This is a genomic window from Scytonema sp. NUACC21 (assembly GCF_054684315.1).
Genome location: NZ_BAAFZH010000103.1, coordinates 98,025 through 114,562 on the forward strand (window position 1 = coordinate 98,025; position 16,538 = coordinate 114,562).

Consider the following 16,538-nt stretch of genomic DNA (forward strand, 5'->3'; position numbering starts at 1 on the left):
TTAATCCTTAATCCTTAATCCTTGAGGGGAGGGCAAGGATAAGGACCCAATCCAACATCGCCCCAACGCATAACAGTGGCACCAGCATTGGATACCGAACCGATGGTATAGACAAGCACTAAGTCGTTCTCTTGAATTTTGCCCGATTTTGCAGCGTGGTATAGATTAGTAAGAGGAAGTACTGGTCCAATGTTTCCATACTGAGGATAAAGGTTAATTGTACGTTCCATCTCAATGCCTAATGCTCGGGCACAAAGGCTTGCATACCAAGCTGTAGGTGTATTGAAAGCAAAAAAGTTTATTCGATCTAAAGTCACACCCGCAGCAGCAACAGCACCTTCACAGCATGTCCGTATAGAAGGTACAGCCATATTGCTGAGTACTTTGTTGGCGTTCTTCCCTGTCCTTAGGAAAATTCGCTCCTGACCACATGCATCTTTTGTCAGTTCGCTAAAAAAGGCTCCACAAGTCTCGGCGGTATGAACAATTTTAGTGCCGAGAATTCCCTGGTTTGGTTTAAGGGCACTGATGACTAAAGCTCCAGCACCATCGCCAGTAAACCAGGAGAGGGTATCAGTTTCTTCAATAAAGCGAGAATAGGTGCATGAGAGAACCACCAACACATTACGGTACTCTCCCGCCCGCACTAATGCACCGGCAGTTTGGATTGCAACTATGGCATTTGAGCACATCGAATCCAGATTCCATGCAGCACCAGTCAGACCTAATTGAGCAGCAAGTGAGGCTGCATTACCAGGTACGACTTGCTCGGCAATTAGCGAAGCAACAATCATCAGGTCAATTTCTTGGGGAGAAAGCTGAGCGGCTTCAATGGCATCTTTTGCCGCCTTATACTCTAGTGTTAGAGAAGATTCGTCTGGACCAAGTACTCTTCGTTCAATAGTGCCACGAAAAGGGTCTTTCAGATAGGGCATCATTTCTTGGTCAAATTCGTTGCTGGGGGCTGAGTTAGCAAGGGAAAAGAGTCGAGCTAAACTTTTTTGCTCGGCAGTAGCAATCAAATCGGGGTATTTTTCTCTGTAGTAATCGTTTGTACGCTTGATGCAAGGCATGCTTAATGCAAGGGAGCGAATACCCACTGACTTGTGTAACATGATAAATCTCCTTATGGGAATTGGTTAGAAATTTGTTAGGAATTTGTAGCGCCTTGGGAAATCAAACTTTGAATGCGATCCCCAATGGGTGCTAGTTGAGTTGGATCGATAATTACGTCAACAACAACCGGACCCGTCGAGTTCATTGCTGTCTCCAATGCTGCAAGTATCTCAGACTCTTTTTCGACACGAATACCGATAGCTCCCAAACCAGAAGCAATCCTGACAAAATCCGCCTGGGCAATTGCTGTATCCATACCTTCGTAACCCTGCATATTCAAGCCCTGATGGCACATGTTGTAACGTCCGTCATTCAGTACAATCCAAACAGCAGGAATTTGGTAACTGACAGCCGTACTGACCTCATTGTTCATGAGCATTGCACCATCTCCAACAATCGTCACGGCTTTACCATGATGGGCGATCGCAGCACCAACAACCCCTGTGGTAGTATGACCCATAGATGAGAACCCTGTGCTGACTCGAAAACGACCCGGTTGAGTAAATCGCAGTAGGTGAATTGCCCAAGCAAATGAGTTTCCGCCTTCAGCCATGACCACTGCATCGCTTTCCTCGACAATAATCCGTTGGATCTCATTCATAAGTACTTCCGGTCGCACCCCATCCTGTGAGCGTGGATTGATAACATGGCGCTTGGGTTGCCATCGCGATATAATCTTTGACTGATTTTGCTGCTTGGGTAAGTACTTCAGCAACGCCTGAACAAACAATCTCACATCAGACTGAACTGCAAAAGTCTCGGCAAATGGATACGCACTTCCAGGAACCTCTGGGTCGATGTCAACATGCACAATCCCTTGCGAAGGTATCATTGCGGGATTCCAAAAAGAGGTAAATTCACCAAGACGTGTTCCCAGTACCAGCGTTCGTATAGGGCGAGACTCTCGCATATATTCTAAAACCGACTCATGCCCAGCGAAGCCTGTCACACCCACAAATTGAGGATGATTCTCAGGGAAAATACCCTTGCCTCGTGGCGAACACATCACCATAGCTTTCGTTCTCTCAGCAAGTTGGCGAATTTCTGCTGCGGCAAAGCGGGCACCAAAGCCAACCCAAATGGCAAATGGGTCTTGGGATAACAAGTTTGCACATTTTGAGATGGTTTCTTCAGTGGCGATCGCAGAAGCACAAGACAAACTAACCTGTGGTAGGGATGGATTGATTAAGCTGGTTTGGATATTGGTAGGGATACTTAAGTGGGCGACAAAGCCACCTAATTGGGCTAAGCCTCTCGCTAGCCGTTGACAGATTTGTGGAAGTTCATCACCGGATTCAACAGTAATTGCGTAATGAAATAATGGTTCCTTTGTAAAAATCCCCGTGCTAGGCATCGTGTAGGTGCTGGTTTCTTGAAGAGACCATCGACCGCGCTGCGATGTTGAGGTAGAAGCAGAGACAAAAATCACCTTCGCCCCTTCCCAACGTGCAGCAAATAACCCAGTTAACGCATTCGCGATCCCCGGACCAGTGGTGGTGAAGACGACAACAGGGCGATTGCTAGCAAAATATGCCTCAGCTGCTGCAAAAGCGGCTCCTACTTCATGACGAAAGTGAAAAACCTGAATTGAACTCTGTTGCAGAGCATGCCACACCGGTACAATTGCCCCCCCCGAGACACCAAATGCATATTGCACTCCCATGTTTTCCAGCATCTTGACTATTGCAGAGGCGACTGAGACAGATACAACGTCCGATTGTGAATTTGACTGGTTATTCGTAACAGGCGAGGGGGTTAAAGATGACTGAGTTGGAGCAAGAATGCCAGAACCGGATTCATGATTTAGAGGACTGTTGCGATCTGATGTTAACTTCCTTGGAGTATGAATTTTTCCTTTTTTTGCCTTACTTTTGTTGGTAGGGAAAGATTTAGTGTTCATAAATTAAAACAAGTAAATAAGTGTTCCAGCAGTACCCACTCTAATCATTGGGTATTACAAAGATGTACCAATAAAACCCTCCGAACACCGACCATTTTTCATCACTGTTCTGAAGAGTTACATTCATGTATAGATTCAGTTTTTTTCAACTTATACACTCCCGGTTTGCTCATTTTTTAATGAGTGAAGAAAAATAGAAATAATACCAATTCTCTACGAGGATATTTGAAATTCTTCAACCTGCTGCTGGGAATTGCTCTACACTTTAAGGACGTGGAGCTTTGGGCGATGATTTTCATCGATAATGTACAATGCCTGTAAGCCAAAATTCAAGACGTGCAGGCATCTAAAGTTAAGTTGAGATAATGTCGTCTCAAAAAGTGCTACCTCAAGCTACTGAGTCTCAATCCCATCACACAAACGGCGATCGCTCAAGTTGGCAAGTTACTCCCCTTCCGTCAGAAGAGTACCGATCGCCTAGGTTGAATGCAAAATGTGACTAAATTGCCATTTGGGACACACAACTGTATAAGTTGATTGGATTTGGATCTATATAAAAGTAGAACCAGGAAAAAACAAGCAATTAGCTTGGTTTCCTCTTTCTGCTCAAAAAATCATCACACCATCAAAACACATTCCTATGAATATCAAGTCTGATTTGTGACAAAGTTTCATGACTCAATTGCTGAAAACAACATCATTCACACGGAGAATTAGCAGGTTTTCTACTATCTCGCTCTTATTGCGTTGTGCCAACCTCTGCCAACTGCCGTTTCGGTTACATCTCTCTGGCTACTTTAAATCAACCAATTGTTGTTAAAAAAACGATGACCAAAAGTACCTTTGCAAGTAAAACAATCTGGAGGACAGTTTTAGCAGGAGTAGTATCTTTAGCTCCACTTACTGTACTCGAATTTGGAATGATGCAAGTCATTCCTTCTATATTCAATCCGCTCCCTGCTCAAGCAAGTAATAGAAGTTACACGGATATGCTGAATGCATTGGGCAGGAGGGAAACAGGACAACAAAATCCACGATATGATAGGGAGGAGGAGAGAGGGTTGCGTTTTATTGGCAAGTATCAATTTGGAGAAGCGCTGCTGATTGACCTTGGCTACTACCAAGCTAGGTGCGGTTCTTACTACGTTAAAGGTCAACCGGGTCCTACTCGAAATGAATGGAACGGCACATGGACAGGAAAGCGCAATGTTTGGAGTCTAGAAGATTTAAAGAACTCCCGCAATGCCAATAATGTTCATGTTCAAGAATATATAATTCGTGAAGCTTTTTACATGAACTATGATATTATCAATCAGGAGCTTGGAAAGCAAGGAAAGTCTATAAGAAGTTACATCGGACAATCAATAAGTGGTAGTCAGCCAATTACTCTTTCTGGTCTTCTGGCAGGCGCACACTTAGTGGGAGCTTGGGGAGTCAAAGATTTTCTGCTCAAAGGTACAATCCACAAAGATGAAAATTTCACTACTGTTGTCCAGTACATTGATGAGTTTCGCGGTTACGACGTAACGGAACAAGACGTAAAGAGTTTCCCATACACACGCAAATTTTGCACCCCGTAAACACTTGTAAAATTTATTTGACAAAATGAATTGCCTGCACTGCTAAACTAGAAATCGAGCCGTGCAGGCGGTCAAGATTGAGTTAAGAAAATATCTTTCAAAAAGCGTTACCTCAAGCTACTGAGTCTCAATGCCATCACACAAACGGCGATCGCTCTGAGTAACACGGGGATTGTTTTTCAGATAGTCGCTTACCCAATTGCAACCATCAACTAGTAGCTGATTTGACTCCAAGTCCAAATTCCACAGAATTAATTTTCCGGTGTTGTCGGCTGAAGCAAGGTGAGTACCATCTGGGCTAAAATTTAAACTCCAGACTGAATCATCGTGACCAAGATAGGTTTTCAGTTGCTTTCCGTCAAGATGCCAGAGTTTAACAGTCCTATCTAAACTAGCAGTAGCAATTGTTTTGCCATCAGGGCTAAATCTGACACGAAAGACTGCAGCATTATGCCCTTTGATGTTTCCATTGAATTGACCTTGAATTGTCCAAAGTTTGACAGTTCTATCCTCACTAGCAGTAGCAATTGTTTTGCCATCAGGACTGAAACTGACACTATGAACTCCATCAAGATGCCCTTTAAGAGTTTTGATTGGCTTTCCTGGAATTGTCCAAAGTTTGACAGTTTTGTCCCAACCCGCAGTGGCGATAGTTTTACCATCAGGGCTAAAACTGACGCTATTGACCCCTTCCCCATCTTCATCTTCATCTTTTGTGTGTGCTTCAATGGTTTGGAGTTGGTTGCCATTTAAGTTCCAGAGTTTGACAAGACCGTCATGACCTGCCGTAGCAAAAGTCTTGCCATCAGGGCTAAAACTCACTTGCCAAATCCATTTTTGATTGTGCGCTTTGAAAGCTTTGATTTTTTCTCCCAGACGATTCCAAAGTATCACATTACCATCAGCAGTAGCAGTAGCAATAATTTGTCCATCAGGGCTAAAATTAACGTGAGTAAACCATGTGTCCTTGCTGGTGTCATCTAATTTCAGAGTTTTGATAAATTCACCATCGCGCCGCCAAAGTTTGACGGTTTTGTCTTTACTAGCAGTGGCATATTGGGAGCCATCAGGGCTAAAACTGAGGCTATAAATCGCACCATTATGCACCTGTTGAAGTTGATGTTTCTTCCCTTTTAATTGCCAAAGTTTGGCAGTGCCATCCTTGCTTGCAGTGGCGATCGTTTTTCCGTCGGGGCTGAAACTGACGCTCCAAATCCAATCTTTATGTCCTTTCAGAGTTTGGAGTTGGGAACCTGACTCGCTCCAAATTTTGATGGTTTGGTCACTACCAACGGTAGCAATTTTTTGACCATCAGGAGTGAAGCTAACGCTAGTTGCTTCTTTATGAGCATTTAAGGTTCTGATTTCCTGTCCCTCCATGCTCCAGAGTTTTACAGTTTCATCCCGACTAGCAGTAGCAATTTTCCGACCATCAGGGCTGAAACTCACACTCCAAACCCAATCCTTATGTCCAACAAAGGTTCGCAATTCTTTCCCGTCCCGGTTCCAAAGTTTGACTGTCTTATCCTGGCTGGCAGTAGCAACAGTATGACCATCAGGACTAAAACTCAGATTCAAAATCGACTTTTCATGTCCCTTAAAGGTTTTGATTAATTTACCATCAATTCCCCAGAGCTTGATATATCCCTTGGCGTCTGCGCTAGCAATTGTCTTTCCGTCAGGACTAAAACTCACACTATTCACTTTTGTATTATGGTCTTTGAGGGTAGTCATTAATTGACCTTCAGTTGTCCAAAGTTTGACAGTTCCATCCCAACTTGCCGTGGCAATTATCTTGCCTTTTGGGCTAAATCTGACGCTTTGTACTAAATCTTGATGTCCTTGGAGGGTTTGTATTTGAGCCCCATCCAAACTCCAGAGTTTAACGGTTTTGTCTTTGCTAGCAGTAGCGATCGTATTACCAAGCGGGCTGAAACTCACGTCTGTGACTTCATCTGTATGTCTTTCCAAGCGATTGCGTTCTGTTACTTTGTAAAGTGCCTCTTGTAATAAAATGTTAATTTGCTGTTGAAGAATTGCTTTTTCCTTAGGTAGATAAAATGCGGGAAACCAAGGTGTTTTATTCAGTTTTTTAAATGCCTTCAAACTTTCTATTAGTGCATCAAAATCTTGAGATGATATTAAAAGTGCTTGACTTGATAGACCGATCGCTTTGATTTCATTCAAACGTGCATTTTGCCATTGCCACCATGCTAAAAGCGTGAGGATCAAGGTGACTACCAAACCACCACCAAGCCCTAACACAATAAGTTGCTGTCTGCGTTTGTTTTGGCGTAGTTCCTGTTGTTGACGCGTGATGCTAGCGGTAATAAAATTCTGCTCGGATTGTGTAAGTTGTTCTCTGCGTTGCTCGTACCATTCTTGTGCTACTGCCAGACGCGTGCCTTGCAATAATGCTTCTGGTTGGTGGTTCTTATTCAACTCCTGCCATTCTTGCACGTCTGGTTTTAATCTTTCTTGCCAAATGCGAAACTCACGGTTAGCTTTGATCCACTCCCGCAAGGTTCCCCATTCCCGAATCAATGCTTCATGGACAATTTCTACTGTTTCTATTTTCTCAATTTCATCCCACCCAGTTACTACTAAACGTGCATCCGCCAAGCGTTTGACTAAATCCCAATTTTCTTCCCCCACCTCAGTGCGAGTCGCCACGCGTCTGGTGTCTTCCGTCCCTTCCCCCGGACGCACTAACTGAATAAACACCCTTTGTGCTTTTTCTTTATCCGGGACGGATAGCGGGTTCAATACATCATCTGCATAGTTAGCCAAAGCTTTCTCTAAACCACCAATTTCTTCATAAGCCTCATGAGTCAGATACCAATTTTTCTGTTTAGACCATAACTGTGTCAGAGCAAATTCAAGCATTGGTAAACGACCCAGTTGATTCCCAAGGTCATTAATTAATCTACTAGTTAAGCCCGACTCTAACTCTACCTTCATTTTTGCTGCAGGTTCTTCGATCGCATCTCGTAATTCTTCGGAGTTCATTGGGGTCAGTAATAATGGTGCATACCGCTGCAAAGCCTCACCAAAAGGTTGATAATCAAGCGCATTTCTGAGAAAATCTGCTCTGAGCGTTAGCACCAACGTAAACTTTCTTCCAAATTGGACAGCATACAACAACGCATCTAAAAAAGGTTGGCTCTCTGCTTGTGTTGCTAGAGTGTAAAGTTCTTCAAACTGGTCAGCTACCAACACTAAATGCTGATATCCTGAATATCTTACAATATTTTTAACGTAATGGTATAAGCTTGTTTTATCTAACTCTAGGTCTTTCTTTAAATTAATTTCCATCGAAGAGCGAGCATTTTCTCTTACATCTCCTTGCTGCTGTCGTACCAAGGACTGACAAAGAGGATTTAACGCCGCAGCCAAAGCATCAAAAGGATTCTTCCCCGGACGAAAACTGACTATTCCTACATCAAGAGTAGCTTGTAAATGCGGAATTAACCCTGCAAACACCAAAGACGACTTCCCACTGCCGGAAGCGCCAATAACAGGTACGAGGGGGTTGCTGTTGACTGCTTCCACAAGAGAAGCAATAAACTTCTTCCTACCAAAAAAGAAATCTGCATTTTCCTGATGAAATGCAGATAAACCCTGATAGGGACAATCAGGAAGTTCCCCGGACAGTCCTCCCAAATCTTCCCAACTTGGTGGAGGCTCTGTTGTATTTTGACAGATAATTGGCAACCAACTGACTCCCGGTAGGTGCTTTGCAATATCTCGATCGTCTGCAAGTTCTTGTAACTTATCTCTTGCTTGTCGAACTGAACTAAATAAAGATTCACCTTGGGAAAAAGAATTTAAAAAATAGTGTAGGGGGCTGTTACAATTTCACTGAATCCCTATCAGGGATTGAAACTTTAAAGCTTCCTTCGCCAACTTCCGAGCGTGGTTACAATTTCACTGAATCCCTATCAGGGATTGAAACCTCTTGAAAATTTGCGATCGCAACTTGCTTTAATGAGTTACAATTTCACTGAATCCCTATCAGGGATTGAAACGTGATGCTGAGTATAATCGAGCATTGAACTATCCGTTACAATTTCACTGAATCCCTATCAGGGATTGAAACCTCTGCAAGTGGATGAGCGATCGCTTGTAATAGTGTTACAATTTCACTGAATCCCTATCAGGGATTGAAACTTCAATAACCCAAAGGGGAATTCTCGGATCTACGGTTACAATTTCACTGAATCCCTATCAGGGATTGAAACAAGTATCAACCTATCGATAAGTTGAAAGTGATGGGTTACAATTTCACTGAATCCCTATCAGGGATTGAAACTACACGTTATCCGAGGTGCGATCGCACTCCTTGGTTACAATTTCACTGAATCCCTATCAGGGATTGAAACCAGGGTAATATTTCTCCCACTGGCGATAATCCCACGGTTACAATTTCACTGAATCCCTATCAGGGATTGAAACCCCACATCTTCAGCTAGCGGTAACTACATGAAGATTAAAGTTACAATTTCACTGAATCCCTATCAGGGATTGAAACTATTCATACATATCTTAATTCCCGGCATGGTGGTACGTTACAATTTCACTGAATCCCTATCAGGGATTGAAACCATAATTCTCCTAATTTAATTCAAAATTGGAAGCATAAGTAAGTCGGGGGAAATTTTTACAACTATGTAACAGAAGGTTAAGCAGAAGAATGAGAGCTAAATTTTACACGTTTTTTTTTCTTTATTGCTGGGTTGTCAGCAGAAGGTTAAGCAGAAGAATGAGAGCTAAATTTTACACGTTGTGTACTAATTTTTGCGCTAGTTGAACACCGTTGTATGTGCGTGGTTCTTTTTCTAAACAATCCTCTAAAAACATTATGTCAGCTTCAGTCCATCTGGGTTTTCGTCCACGCCCTGGTTTATACCAAAGACCTTCCATACCTAGCTTTTGCCACCTATGCAAAACTTCTCTTACTGTTTGTTCAGTCCAGTTAAAGTGCGCCGCTATCTTCTCCACATACCAACCATGTGCGCTCAATCTAAGTACTTGTGCTCGGTCTTTCACTTTTTGCGGTACATCTGCCGTTCTTAGGTTGAAAAGAGCTTTATCTTGTTGCGGAGTTAGAAATATCCTTAAACGGCTGCCCATATCTTTTTTTACCGTGCTAGATACATTATACGTATTTACTTATCTTTACATAGTTTGGTTTTTTTAAGTCGTTCTACTTATATTTAATTGTAAGTGTGAATACAAAAGCTTTAGGGTGTGGTAATATTTGAGTTCAACGAGCAAGCTGGTTAACTCATTTGGCATTATCTACATTAATGTGTGTATCGTTGACTAACTCCCCGGCGTAAACGCACGGGGATTCTTCAGAGTTGTATTAGATTTGGTTGCCCACAACCTAACACGCATCGCGGTGGTCAAACACCGCCTACCCAGTCTGCTTAGGTCAATGCCTAAGTTTCCGGCTACTTTGCATAAGATATTTGCGCTGCCGTTAAGGTCAGCGTTGATTAAACTACGATCTTTGGAGCGATACAAGCCACGAAGAATTCTCCTACCAGATGCTTTCCACCCAATCGGTTTTTCTCCATGCTTGGGTAGGGAGTCTCCATCTAAATATGAGGCACAAGAAGTGTTGGCTTCTTCTGTTTCAACGTAGCGAATACCGTAGACTTCACACAGTTGTTTAATTCGTTCTTTTAATTTGGCTAAAGGCATTTGTACAAATTGCTGATTGGATTTGCGTCCCATATCAGCGCCGTCTTTAATGCCTTCATTCCAACCAATTACGATTGTTCCGATCCCATGAGTGAGACAATGGTTAATTGCAATTCTCGCTGCTTTGTTCACCATGTCACGCATTTGGTAATTGCGTTTGCGAGTCAATTTGTCTAAGAAACCATCCCAATATGCTTGCGGTTTACCTTCTTTATGGTTAGCTACTCGCTTATTGTAAAGTTGATTCATCGACTTGGCGTGTCTAGAATCAACTAAAAACGAATTACCCAAAGTATCAACACAAGCCATTAAGTTAGCAGAAGTCCCCAAGTCAATTGACAATGCCTGGTTGACATTTAACTTAATGTTTACTGGCTCCACTTCATAGCTACACTCTAAGTAAAACTCTCCGTTTTTTGGAAGAATTGTGAATTCCTTAATTTTTTTGAAATCAAGGTTGATTGGAAGTGGAAGGAAAAATTCTTTAATGCCAAACCAACGCTTAATTTGCAATCCTAATGGGAAACGAATCAACCCGTTGTCCGTTAAAGTTGGTCTACCCGCACCAATGTTAGGGTACGCAACCTTAAACAAACCACCAGAAGTTCTGTAATCTGGTGGTTTTGGCTTTTGGTTTAACTCTCCCTTGAAAAATAGTTCTCTCAAACCTTTAAAAGATTTAAATGCTTCAGACACGCTCAACAAAGTTTGCTGTGCTGGCACAGATGGCATTGCTTGGGCATGAATGTTATTGCCAACTTCGTAAACTGGATCGAACTTAGAAATTATTCTTCCGGTTTTAAAGAATATTTGTCTTGCCCAGTAAATTCCACAGTTATACAAACTGTTTGACTGTTCGCACAGAAAAATCAAAATAGCTTTAGTATCAGCATCACAGTAAATTACGTTTTGCTGAATTCCCATTAAGGGTTTTGGTTTTTTATCTTTCTTGTTTTTAGCCAGTGGTATCACCTCCTTGATTTAATTAGCTGAACCTATGCTAACATAAATACAACGCCAGTGTATGACAAAATGAAAAACAAACGATTAAACTTTAGGTTGACTGAACGCCGATACAATAAGATTGTCTTATTATCTGCTCAACTCGATAGAACTATTTCTAGCATGATTGATGAGTGGATAGACTCCTTGCCAGAACCGAACAAACAAAATGGCACTGCACCCTAAAGGGTGTTCACGGCTTTCATCCCTTGCCTTAAGGACGGCGGAAACACTCCGCCACGCTCCGTGCTTCAACCTCAAGGGTTTTCAGCCTTTTTACTTATAAAAAAGCCTCTCAATAGAGAGGCTAAATTTTCAAACGGAAATTGCAAAATTTTTAACCAACAAATAAGTTAAGACCATTAACTGCTAAAGCACCAGCTATTGCTGAAGCAACTAGAGAAACACTAGCCGTGTTAAATAGCCACCAAGCAGCGCGTGCAACAGCTTTTTTAGTTTCTATTGCTTGCTTTTTAGTTTGCTCTTTGATGTCAGCAAGGCGTTTGTTAACTTCCTGCTGAATGCGTTCGGCTTGGTGCAACACCTTATCTCTTGCCGCTTCAATGCGGTTGATAATTTGATTGGCATCTTCCTGGGAAATATCTTCACGGGAACTGAGAATGGCGACTAGAGTATCACGATCAAACTGACTGAGGCGATCGCGCAACGCTTCAAATCCTGCTTGCGGATCGTCAAACAATTTAGCAAAGTCTTGTTGGATAGCTTCATAGTTGAGTTCGGGTCGATTGAGAGAGTTAAGATAGGTGCGAATTCTTGCAAAACTCCTGTCAATCGCTGCTTGTACCCTTTGCTGGAGCCTCTGATATTGTTCGGCAATGGAGTGACGTACAGATTCGATTTGATCTACAATCCGATTGGCTTCTTCTTCTGAAATATCCTCACGCTGAGACAGCAACGATACAATTGTAGAACGGTCGAATTTGGTGAGGCGATCGCCTAAAGTGCCAATTCCGGCGCGTGGGTCTTGCAGCAAGAGTTGCAAATCCCGTTTGATCCCTTCTGGGTTAAGTTCTTCTTTGTGAGTGTTCCGCAGATAGTTTTCCAGATTGGCTTCAAAGTCCCGAGCTTGTGTAATAGCACGGCTGATTAAGCGTCGCGGTGCTCTCACAATACTACCAATCGCTTGTTGTACCTGGTCGATAATGCGATTGACTTCTTCTTCGCTTAAGTCTCCTCGTTGAGTCAGCAGTTTCACCAAAGTTTCTCGATCTACCTGTGAAAGGCGATCTCTCAGTGCTAAAGTACCCTCTTTCGGATTTTCCAGTAATTTTTCTAAATCTCGCTGGATACTTTCTGGGTTGAGTTCCTCAAGATGAGTACTGCGAAGATACTCTGCAATAGCTTTGACAGTTTGCGAGTATTGTTCTTTTGCTCTATCAGCCAGTTCTTGCGGTGTTTGCAGGATGTTATCTCGTACTGCTGTAATAGAGTCAAGAACTTGGTTAATTTGCTCCTCACTCAAATCTTGACGCTGACTCAATAATTTAACTAACGTATCGCGATCGAACTGAGAGAGCCTTGCTCGTAAAGCATAGATTCCCGCTTGAGGGTCATCTAGCAGCATTCTCAAATCGCGCTTAATACCTTCAGGATTTAGTTCCTCCTGACGAGTATTCCGTAGATAGTCTTCGACTCTTTGCCGCAGTTCATCAGCTTTGGCTGTTGCTTGTTCTTGCAATTCTCCGGCACGATTCAAGATATTATCGCGGATGTGTTCAAGTTGACTAACAATATTATTAGCCTCCTCTTCACTGATATCTTGGCGTTGCTTCAGCAACTGCACCAAGGTATTGCGGTCAAATTGAGAAAAGCGCTGACTTAATTCTTCAAAACCCGCTTCTGGATCTTCTAATAACTTTGTCAACTCCCGTTCAATACCTTCAGGATTCAGTTCTTCTTTACCAGTAGAACGCAAATAATTTTCAATGCGCGTGCGGAAGTCTTGCGATTTTTCACGTGTTTCCGCCTGCTGCACAATTTCTAAAACCTCCTGGCGAATACTTTCAAGTTGTGCGGCAATTTCCTTGACTCTTGCTTCACTGATATCATTCCGCCTTGTCAGCAAGTTAGCAAAAGACTCTTGATTAAGTTGTTCTAACTCACGTCTGACTGTTCTGGGATCTGCATTTGGATCGTAGATGACTTCAAAGAATTCATCTTTAATAGTTATGCGGTTGAAGTGCCAAGGAAAAGAATTCAGTATATAATGTTCTACATCTGACTGAATTGTATTATGGGGTAATCCTGGCAATCTTTCAGCTATTTGTTCAGTAGCCTTATCTCGAAGATGTTTCAATTGTGAAGTAATTTTTTCAACATCTACATCCTGAACTTTATCTTTCAACCCTTGTAGTTGATGGCTGATTTTATCCACATCAATTGCAGAGAGGTTTACCCTGTTTAAGGCTGCTGGCATAGCAGCAGTTAAACCATATTGAAGGACTTGCTTTATCACACCGTTACTTTGCGTGCCATTACCTCCTCCGACTGCAACCAATTCCTGAAGCCGTTCACCTAAATTTTCTGATTTAAGTTCTTCGGGAGTGGCTTTTTGCAGCAAATTCATAACTTGCTGTGTTGGATTTTTGCGATTCACAACTTGATTCCAGGCTGCTTCAAGTTGGTCGGCAATTTGATTGATATCTGCTTGAGAAAAATCTGTACGACTGCTGACTAAATCGACAAAACTTTGGCGGTTAATATTTTGTAGCAAGTCGCTATCAGCAATAGAACGCAAATCAGTTTCGCGTAGAAGATTGTCAAATTGAGAACGAATCTCTTGGAGATCGAGCTTGGGTAATTGTAAAGAATTTAAAGAACTTTGGAGTGTATTTCGGATACTGTCAGGCTCAAAACCTGATGTTAATTCCCGACGGACTGCGGCTGTAATTTCTTCAGCAGTAGAAATCATTTGTCTTTTTGCAGCATTAGAACCAATGGCGGTACCTGTTGCACTCATCAATCCTTGAAAACCAGAAGTAGCAATGCTGACAACAGAACCAAGCAAGGAACCGACTGCATTTGAACCCAGCCACATTAATATTGAGAAGTAAGTAGACCAGATAACTACACCAATAATTGCCCCAAGAAGCCCACTTTCGATGAAGCTAAGTTTCACTGCTAGAAAACAAGCACTAAACAATGCAATAGTTGCAGTTACTACCGCCCAGAGACCAACTTTGGTTTCTACTTTACGAATAGTACTCCCCAAATTTTCTGATTCATCACCAAAATCTAAATCAGTTCCTAAAGATGAAATTCCTACAGCTACAGAAAAGTTTGTTAATAGTAATTGGAAGGCAAACGCCATGACCACACCTGCTAGGAATGCCACCAAAAACTTTGGTCCCGAAAAAGCCAGAGATGCTTCTTCTGAAATGACAACGGCTTGAGCCACATTCATAGGTGCTAATCCAAATAGAAAGGAGCACCAGTTGCAACCCAAGTCTGCAATGGAAAACATAGTATTTACCTCATTCTAGCTCAATTTCACATTTACATTTGTTTTGTAAATGCCTGACTGAGTTCACCCTAACTAATAGATGTTGGAACTGTTACTGCCTTAGGTGTAAAATGCTTTTACCATAAGTCAGACATTAGGAAAATTATTAATTTTTTTGAAAATTTAGATTTAAGTCTATATGACTTAGAAGCGCAAAAAGCAGGACGCATCAGAGTCATAGTGCAAGATAACGGCCCAATACATAGATGTAAGGAAGTGCAGAAATTATGCTAAAGATAGGGTAACGCTGTAGCCTTTCCCAATCAAGTGAGGTACGTTGGTAGGGGTGAACGGCTGTTCACCCTTACAGTTAGGTGTACCTCACGCACATGAAAAACGCTATAATTTTTTGAGAAAATGTTAGCGATCGCTTTGAGACTAATAAACACAGTGCTTTATTGAACGACTATCAATTCAAAGATAATCGAAGGAAAGAAATCACAGCTAGCTATTGCATTACCCTTGTTGTTAAAAATTAATACTCCTAGCTGTTCCTTTAAGGGACAACGTTTTATAAGTCTCCAGTTGTCCTTCAAGGATAGGAGGACCACCACGCACAGGAGTGCGCTTTGTGGTTAGAATTGCCTGTGTTTGAATGGGGTTCTCTAGACTAGATGGCAGATTAATAGTTGGTAGTAGCAGAGCCAACCAGACTTCCTTACCTGTATCAGCGTCTGGTTCAACCAGTACTGTAACCAGTTTGCCGATGTTAGTCTCTAGGGTATTGATTTCCTCGCCAGTGAATTGGCGGTTAGTGTTCTGGGTTTGATAATTTAAGCGCGGCTCTCCGGTGAAACTAGTAGTCGAGTAGTTAATCCTTGTATCTTTGCCCTGGAGTTCAAAATCATTCGGCTCTATAGGTGAAGCCACTCCCACAGAACCTGCTGGTTGTGCTGGTGCTGCTTGAGCAAACAAAGCCGCTGTACCAGTTCCCAATAGTAAAGTCAAAGTCAATCCGAGCAAAACGACGAAACGACGCAAGTTATTCATGTACATGTTTGATACCTTTATTGTGTGATTAAACAACATAGTTTTATCAGTTGGTAAAACTAGATTGTTGACTGGAGTGTTCCACGTTGTTAAACACATGGGGCACTTAAATGCTGATATTAGCTGATTGTTGATAGTGATAATAAAATCAGCTTATGCAGTACATGGGCAATTTGTAAATTTATTTTACAAAATTATTAAAATCTTTATATCTAATGCTAAGCCCAATAAGGGGTTTCCAACTTTGAAGCAGCGCTGGCTGAAACTCGGCTTTCTTGGTTTCTTTGCATTGGAGCATCCCATAAATGTATCAAAATACGCTCGCGTGTAGGGTCTGATGGAGTATCTGAGGAAATTGATGTGACAGTTTTTCTCAAAGCACAGGTTTGATACCTTGCTTGGACTTTGCATAATACACAACCTCAATACCGCGACGATCTGTACCCATCTTTTCAAAATGCATCTTAAGCTTTTCCATAACGCGAATGGAAGGTAGATTCGGAGGTTGTGCGATCGCGACAATTCTTGGCAAATTTAAATTTTCAAAACCATACAGCATCACAGCCCCATGAATTACCCCTTTGAAGATAGAAAATTCATGGCTTAGACCCCTTATATTGACACTCTGCATTCACACAACTCCTTCAAGCCGTGATTTGCTTATATCAAAGTTTTGCACAGCCCAGTCTTTCTCGAAGTCATCTTCACACATTCTTAG

Annotated in this window: 11 protein-coding genes and 1 CRISPR repeat array; of the genes, 3 read left to right on the plus strand and 8 right to left on the minus strand. The window is 42.1% G+C overall.

Annotation, left to right across the window (positions count from 1 at the left end):
- Positions 1-14: 14 nt before the first annotated feature.
- Both ACYRY3_RS34850 and ACYRY3_RS34855 read right to left on the minus strand, forming a co-directional pair.
- A complete protein-coding gene (locus tag ACYRY3_RS34850; protein WP_460206240.1) occupies positions 15-1,115 on the minus strand; it encodes a 3-oxoacyl-ACP synthase III family protein in 1,101 nt (366 codons plus the stop codon).
- A 35-nt stretch (positions 1,116-1,150) separates the two neighbouring features.
- A complete protein-coding gene (locus ACYRY3_RS34855) occupies positions 1,151-3,016 on the minus strand; it encodes a ScyA-related TPP-binding enzyme (protein WP_460206241.1) in 1,866 nt (621 codons plus the stop codon).
- 365 nt (positions 3,017-3,381) lie between these two features.
- Here ACYRY3_RS34855 and ACYRY3_RS34860 point away from each other — a divergent pair, with 365 nt between their 5' ends.
- Together ACYRY3_RS34860 and ACYRY3_RS34865 are read left to right on the plus strand one after the other, a co-directional pair.
- Positions 3,382-3,519 carry a hypothetical protein gene (locus ACYRY3_RS34860; RefSeq protein WP_460206242.1) on the plus strand — a complete coding sequence of 46 codons (138 nt, stop codon included), beginning with the start codon at positions 3,382-3,384 and terminating at the stop codon, positions 3,517-3,519.
- Between the two features lie 324 nt (positions 3,520-3,843).
- Entirely contained in the window at positions 3,844-4,596 is a 753-nt protein-coding gene (locus ACYRY3_RS34865) for a hypothetical protein (RefSeq protein WP_460206243.1), read from the plus strand.
- 117 nt (positions 4,597-4,713) lie between these two features.
- On the opposite strand, the gene ACYRY3_RS34870 is transcribed toward ACYRY3_RS34865, so the two are convergent.
- The 3 genes from ACYRY3_RS34870 to ACYRY3_RS34880 form a co-directional block, all read right to left on the minus strand.
- Complete coding sequence (locus ACYRY3_RS34870; protein WP_460206244.1) at positions 4,714-8,310, minus strand: nSTAND1 domain-containing NTPase; 3,597 nt, start codon at positions 8,308-8,310, stop codon at positions 4,714-4,716.
- Between the two features lie 135 nt (positions 8,311-8,445).
- A CRISPR array of direct repeats spans positions 8,446-9,200; the repeat unit is 37 nt; unit sequence GTTACAATTTCACTGAATCCCTATCAGGGATTGAAAC.
- A gap of 172 nt (positions 9,201-9,372) precedes the next feature.
- Positions 9,373-9,729 (minus strand): helix-turn-helix domain-containing protein, encoded by a 357-nt coding sequence (locus tag ACYRY3_RS34875; protein ID WP_460206245.1) that lies wholly within the window; start codon positions 9,727-9,729, stop codon positions 9,373-9,375.
- Between the two features lie 192 nt (positions 9,730-9,921).
- The gene (locus ACYRY3_RS34880; protein ID WP_460206388.1) at positions 9,922-11,229 is read right to left on the minus strand and encodes an RNA-guided endonuclease InsQ/TnpB family protein; all 1,308 of its coding nucleotides are present in this window, start codon (positions 11,227-11,229) and stop codon (positions 9,922-9,924) included.
- A 108-nt stretch (positions 11,230-11,337) separates the two neighbouring features.
- Here ACYRY3_RS34880 and ACYRY3_RS34885 point away from each other — a divergent pair, with 108 nt between their 5' ends.
- Positions 11,338-11,493, plus strand: a complete 156-nt coding sequence (locus ACYRY3_RS34885; RefSeq protein ID WP_460206246.1) for a hypothetical protein — start codon at positions 11,338-11,340, stop codon at positions 11,491-11,493.
- Between the two features lie 151 nt (positions 11,494-11,644).
- On the opposite strand, the gene ACYRY3_RS34890 is transcribed toward ACYRY3_RS34885, so the two are convergent.
- The 3 genes from ACYRY3_RS34890 to ACYRY3_RS34900 all read right to left on the minus strand — a co-directional run bounded on the left by ACYRY3_RS34890 (position 11,645) and on the right by ACYRY3_RS34900 (position 16,451).
- The gene (locus ACYRY3_RS34890; protein WP_460206247.1) at positions 11,645-14,791 is read right to left on the minus strand and encodes an MFS transporter; all 3,147 of its coding nucleotides are present in this window, start codon (positions 14,789-14,791) and stop codon (positions 11,645-11,647) included.
- 507 nt (positions 14,792-15,298) lie between these two features.
- A complete protein-coding gene (locus ACYRY3_RS34895; RefSeq protein ID WP_460206248.1) occupies positions 15,299-15,826 on the minus strand; it encodes a hypothetical protein in 528 nt (175 codons plus the stop codon).
- A 367-nt stretch (positions 15,827-16,193) separates the two neighbouring features.
- On the minus strand, positions 16,194-16,451 hold the full coding sequence (locus ACYRY3_RS34900; protein ID WP_460206249.1) for a GNAT family N-acetyltransferase: 258 nt from the start codon (positions 16,449-16,451) through the stop codon (positions 16,194-16,196).
- Between the last annotated feature and the right edge of the window lie 87 nt (positions 16,452-16,538).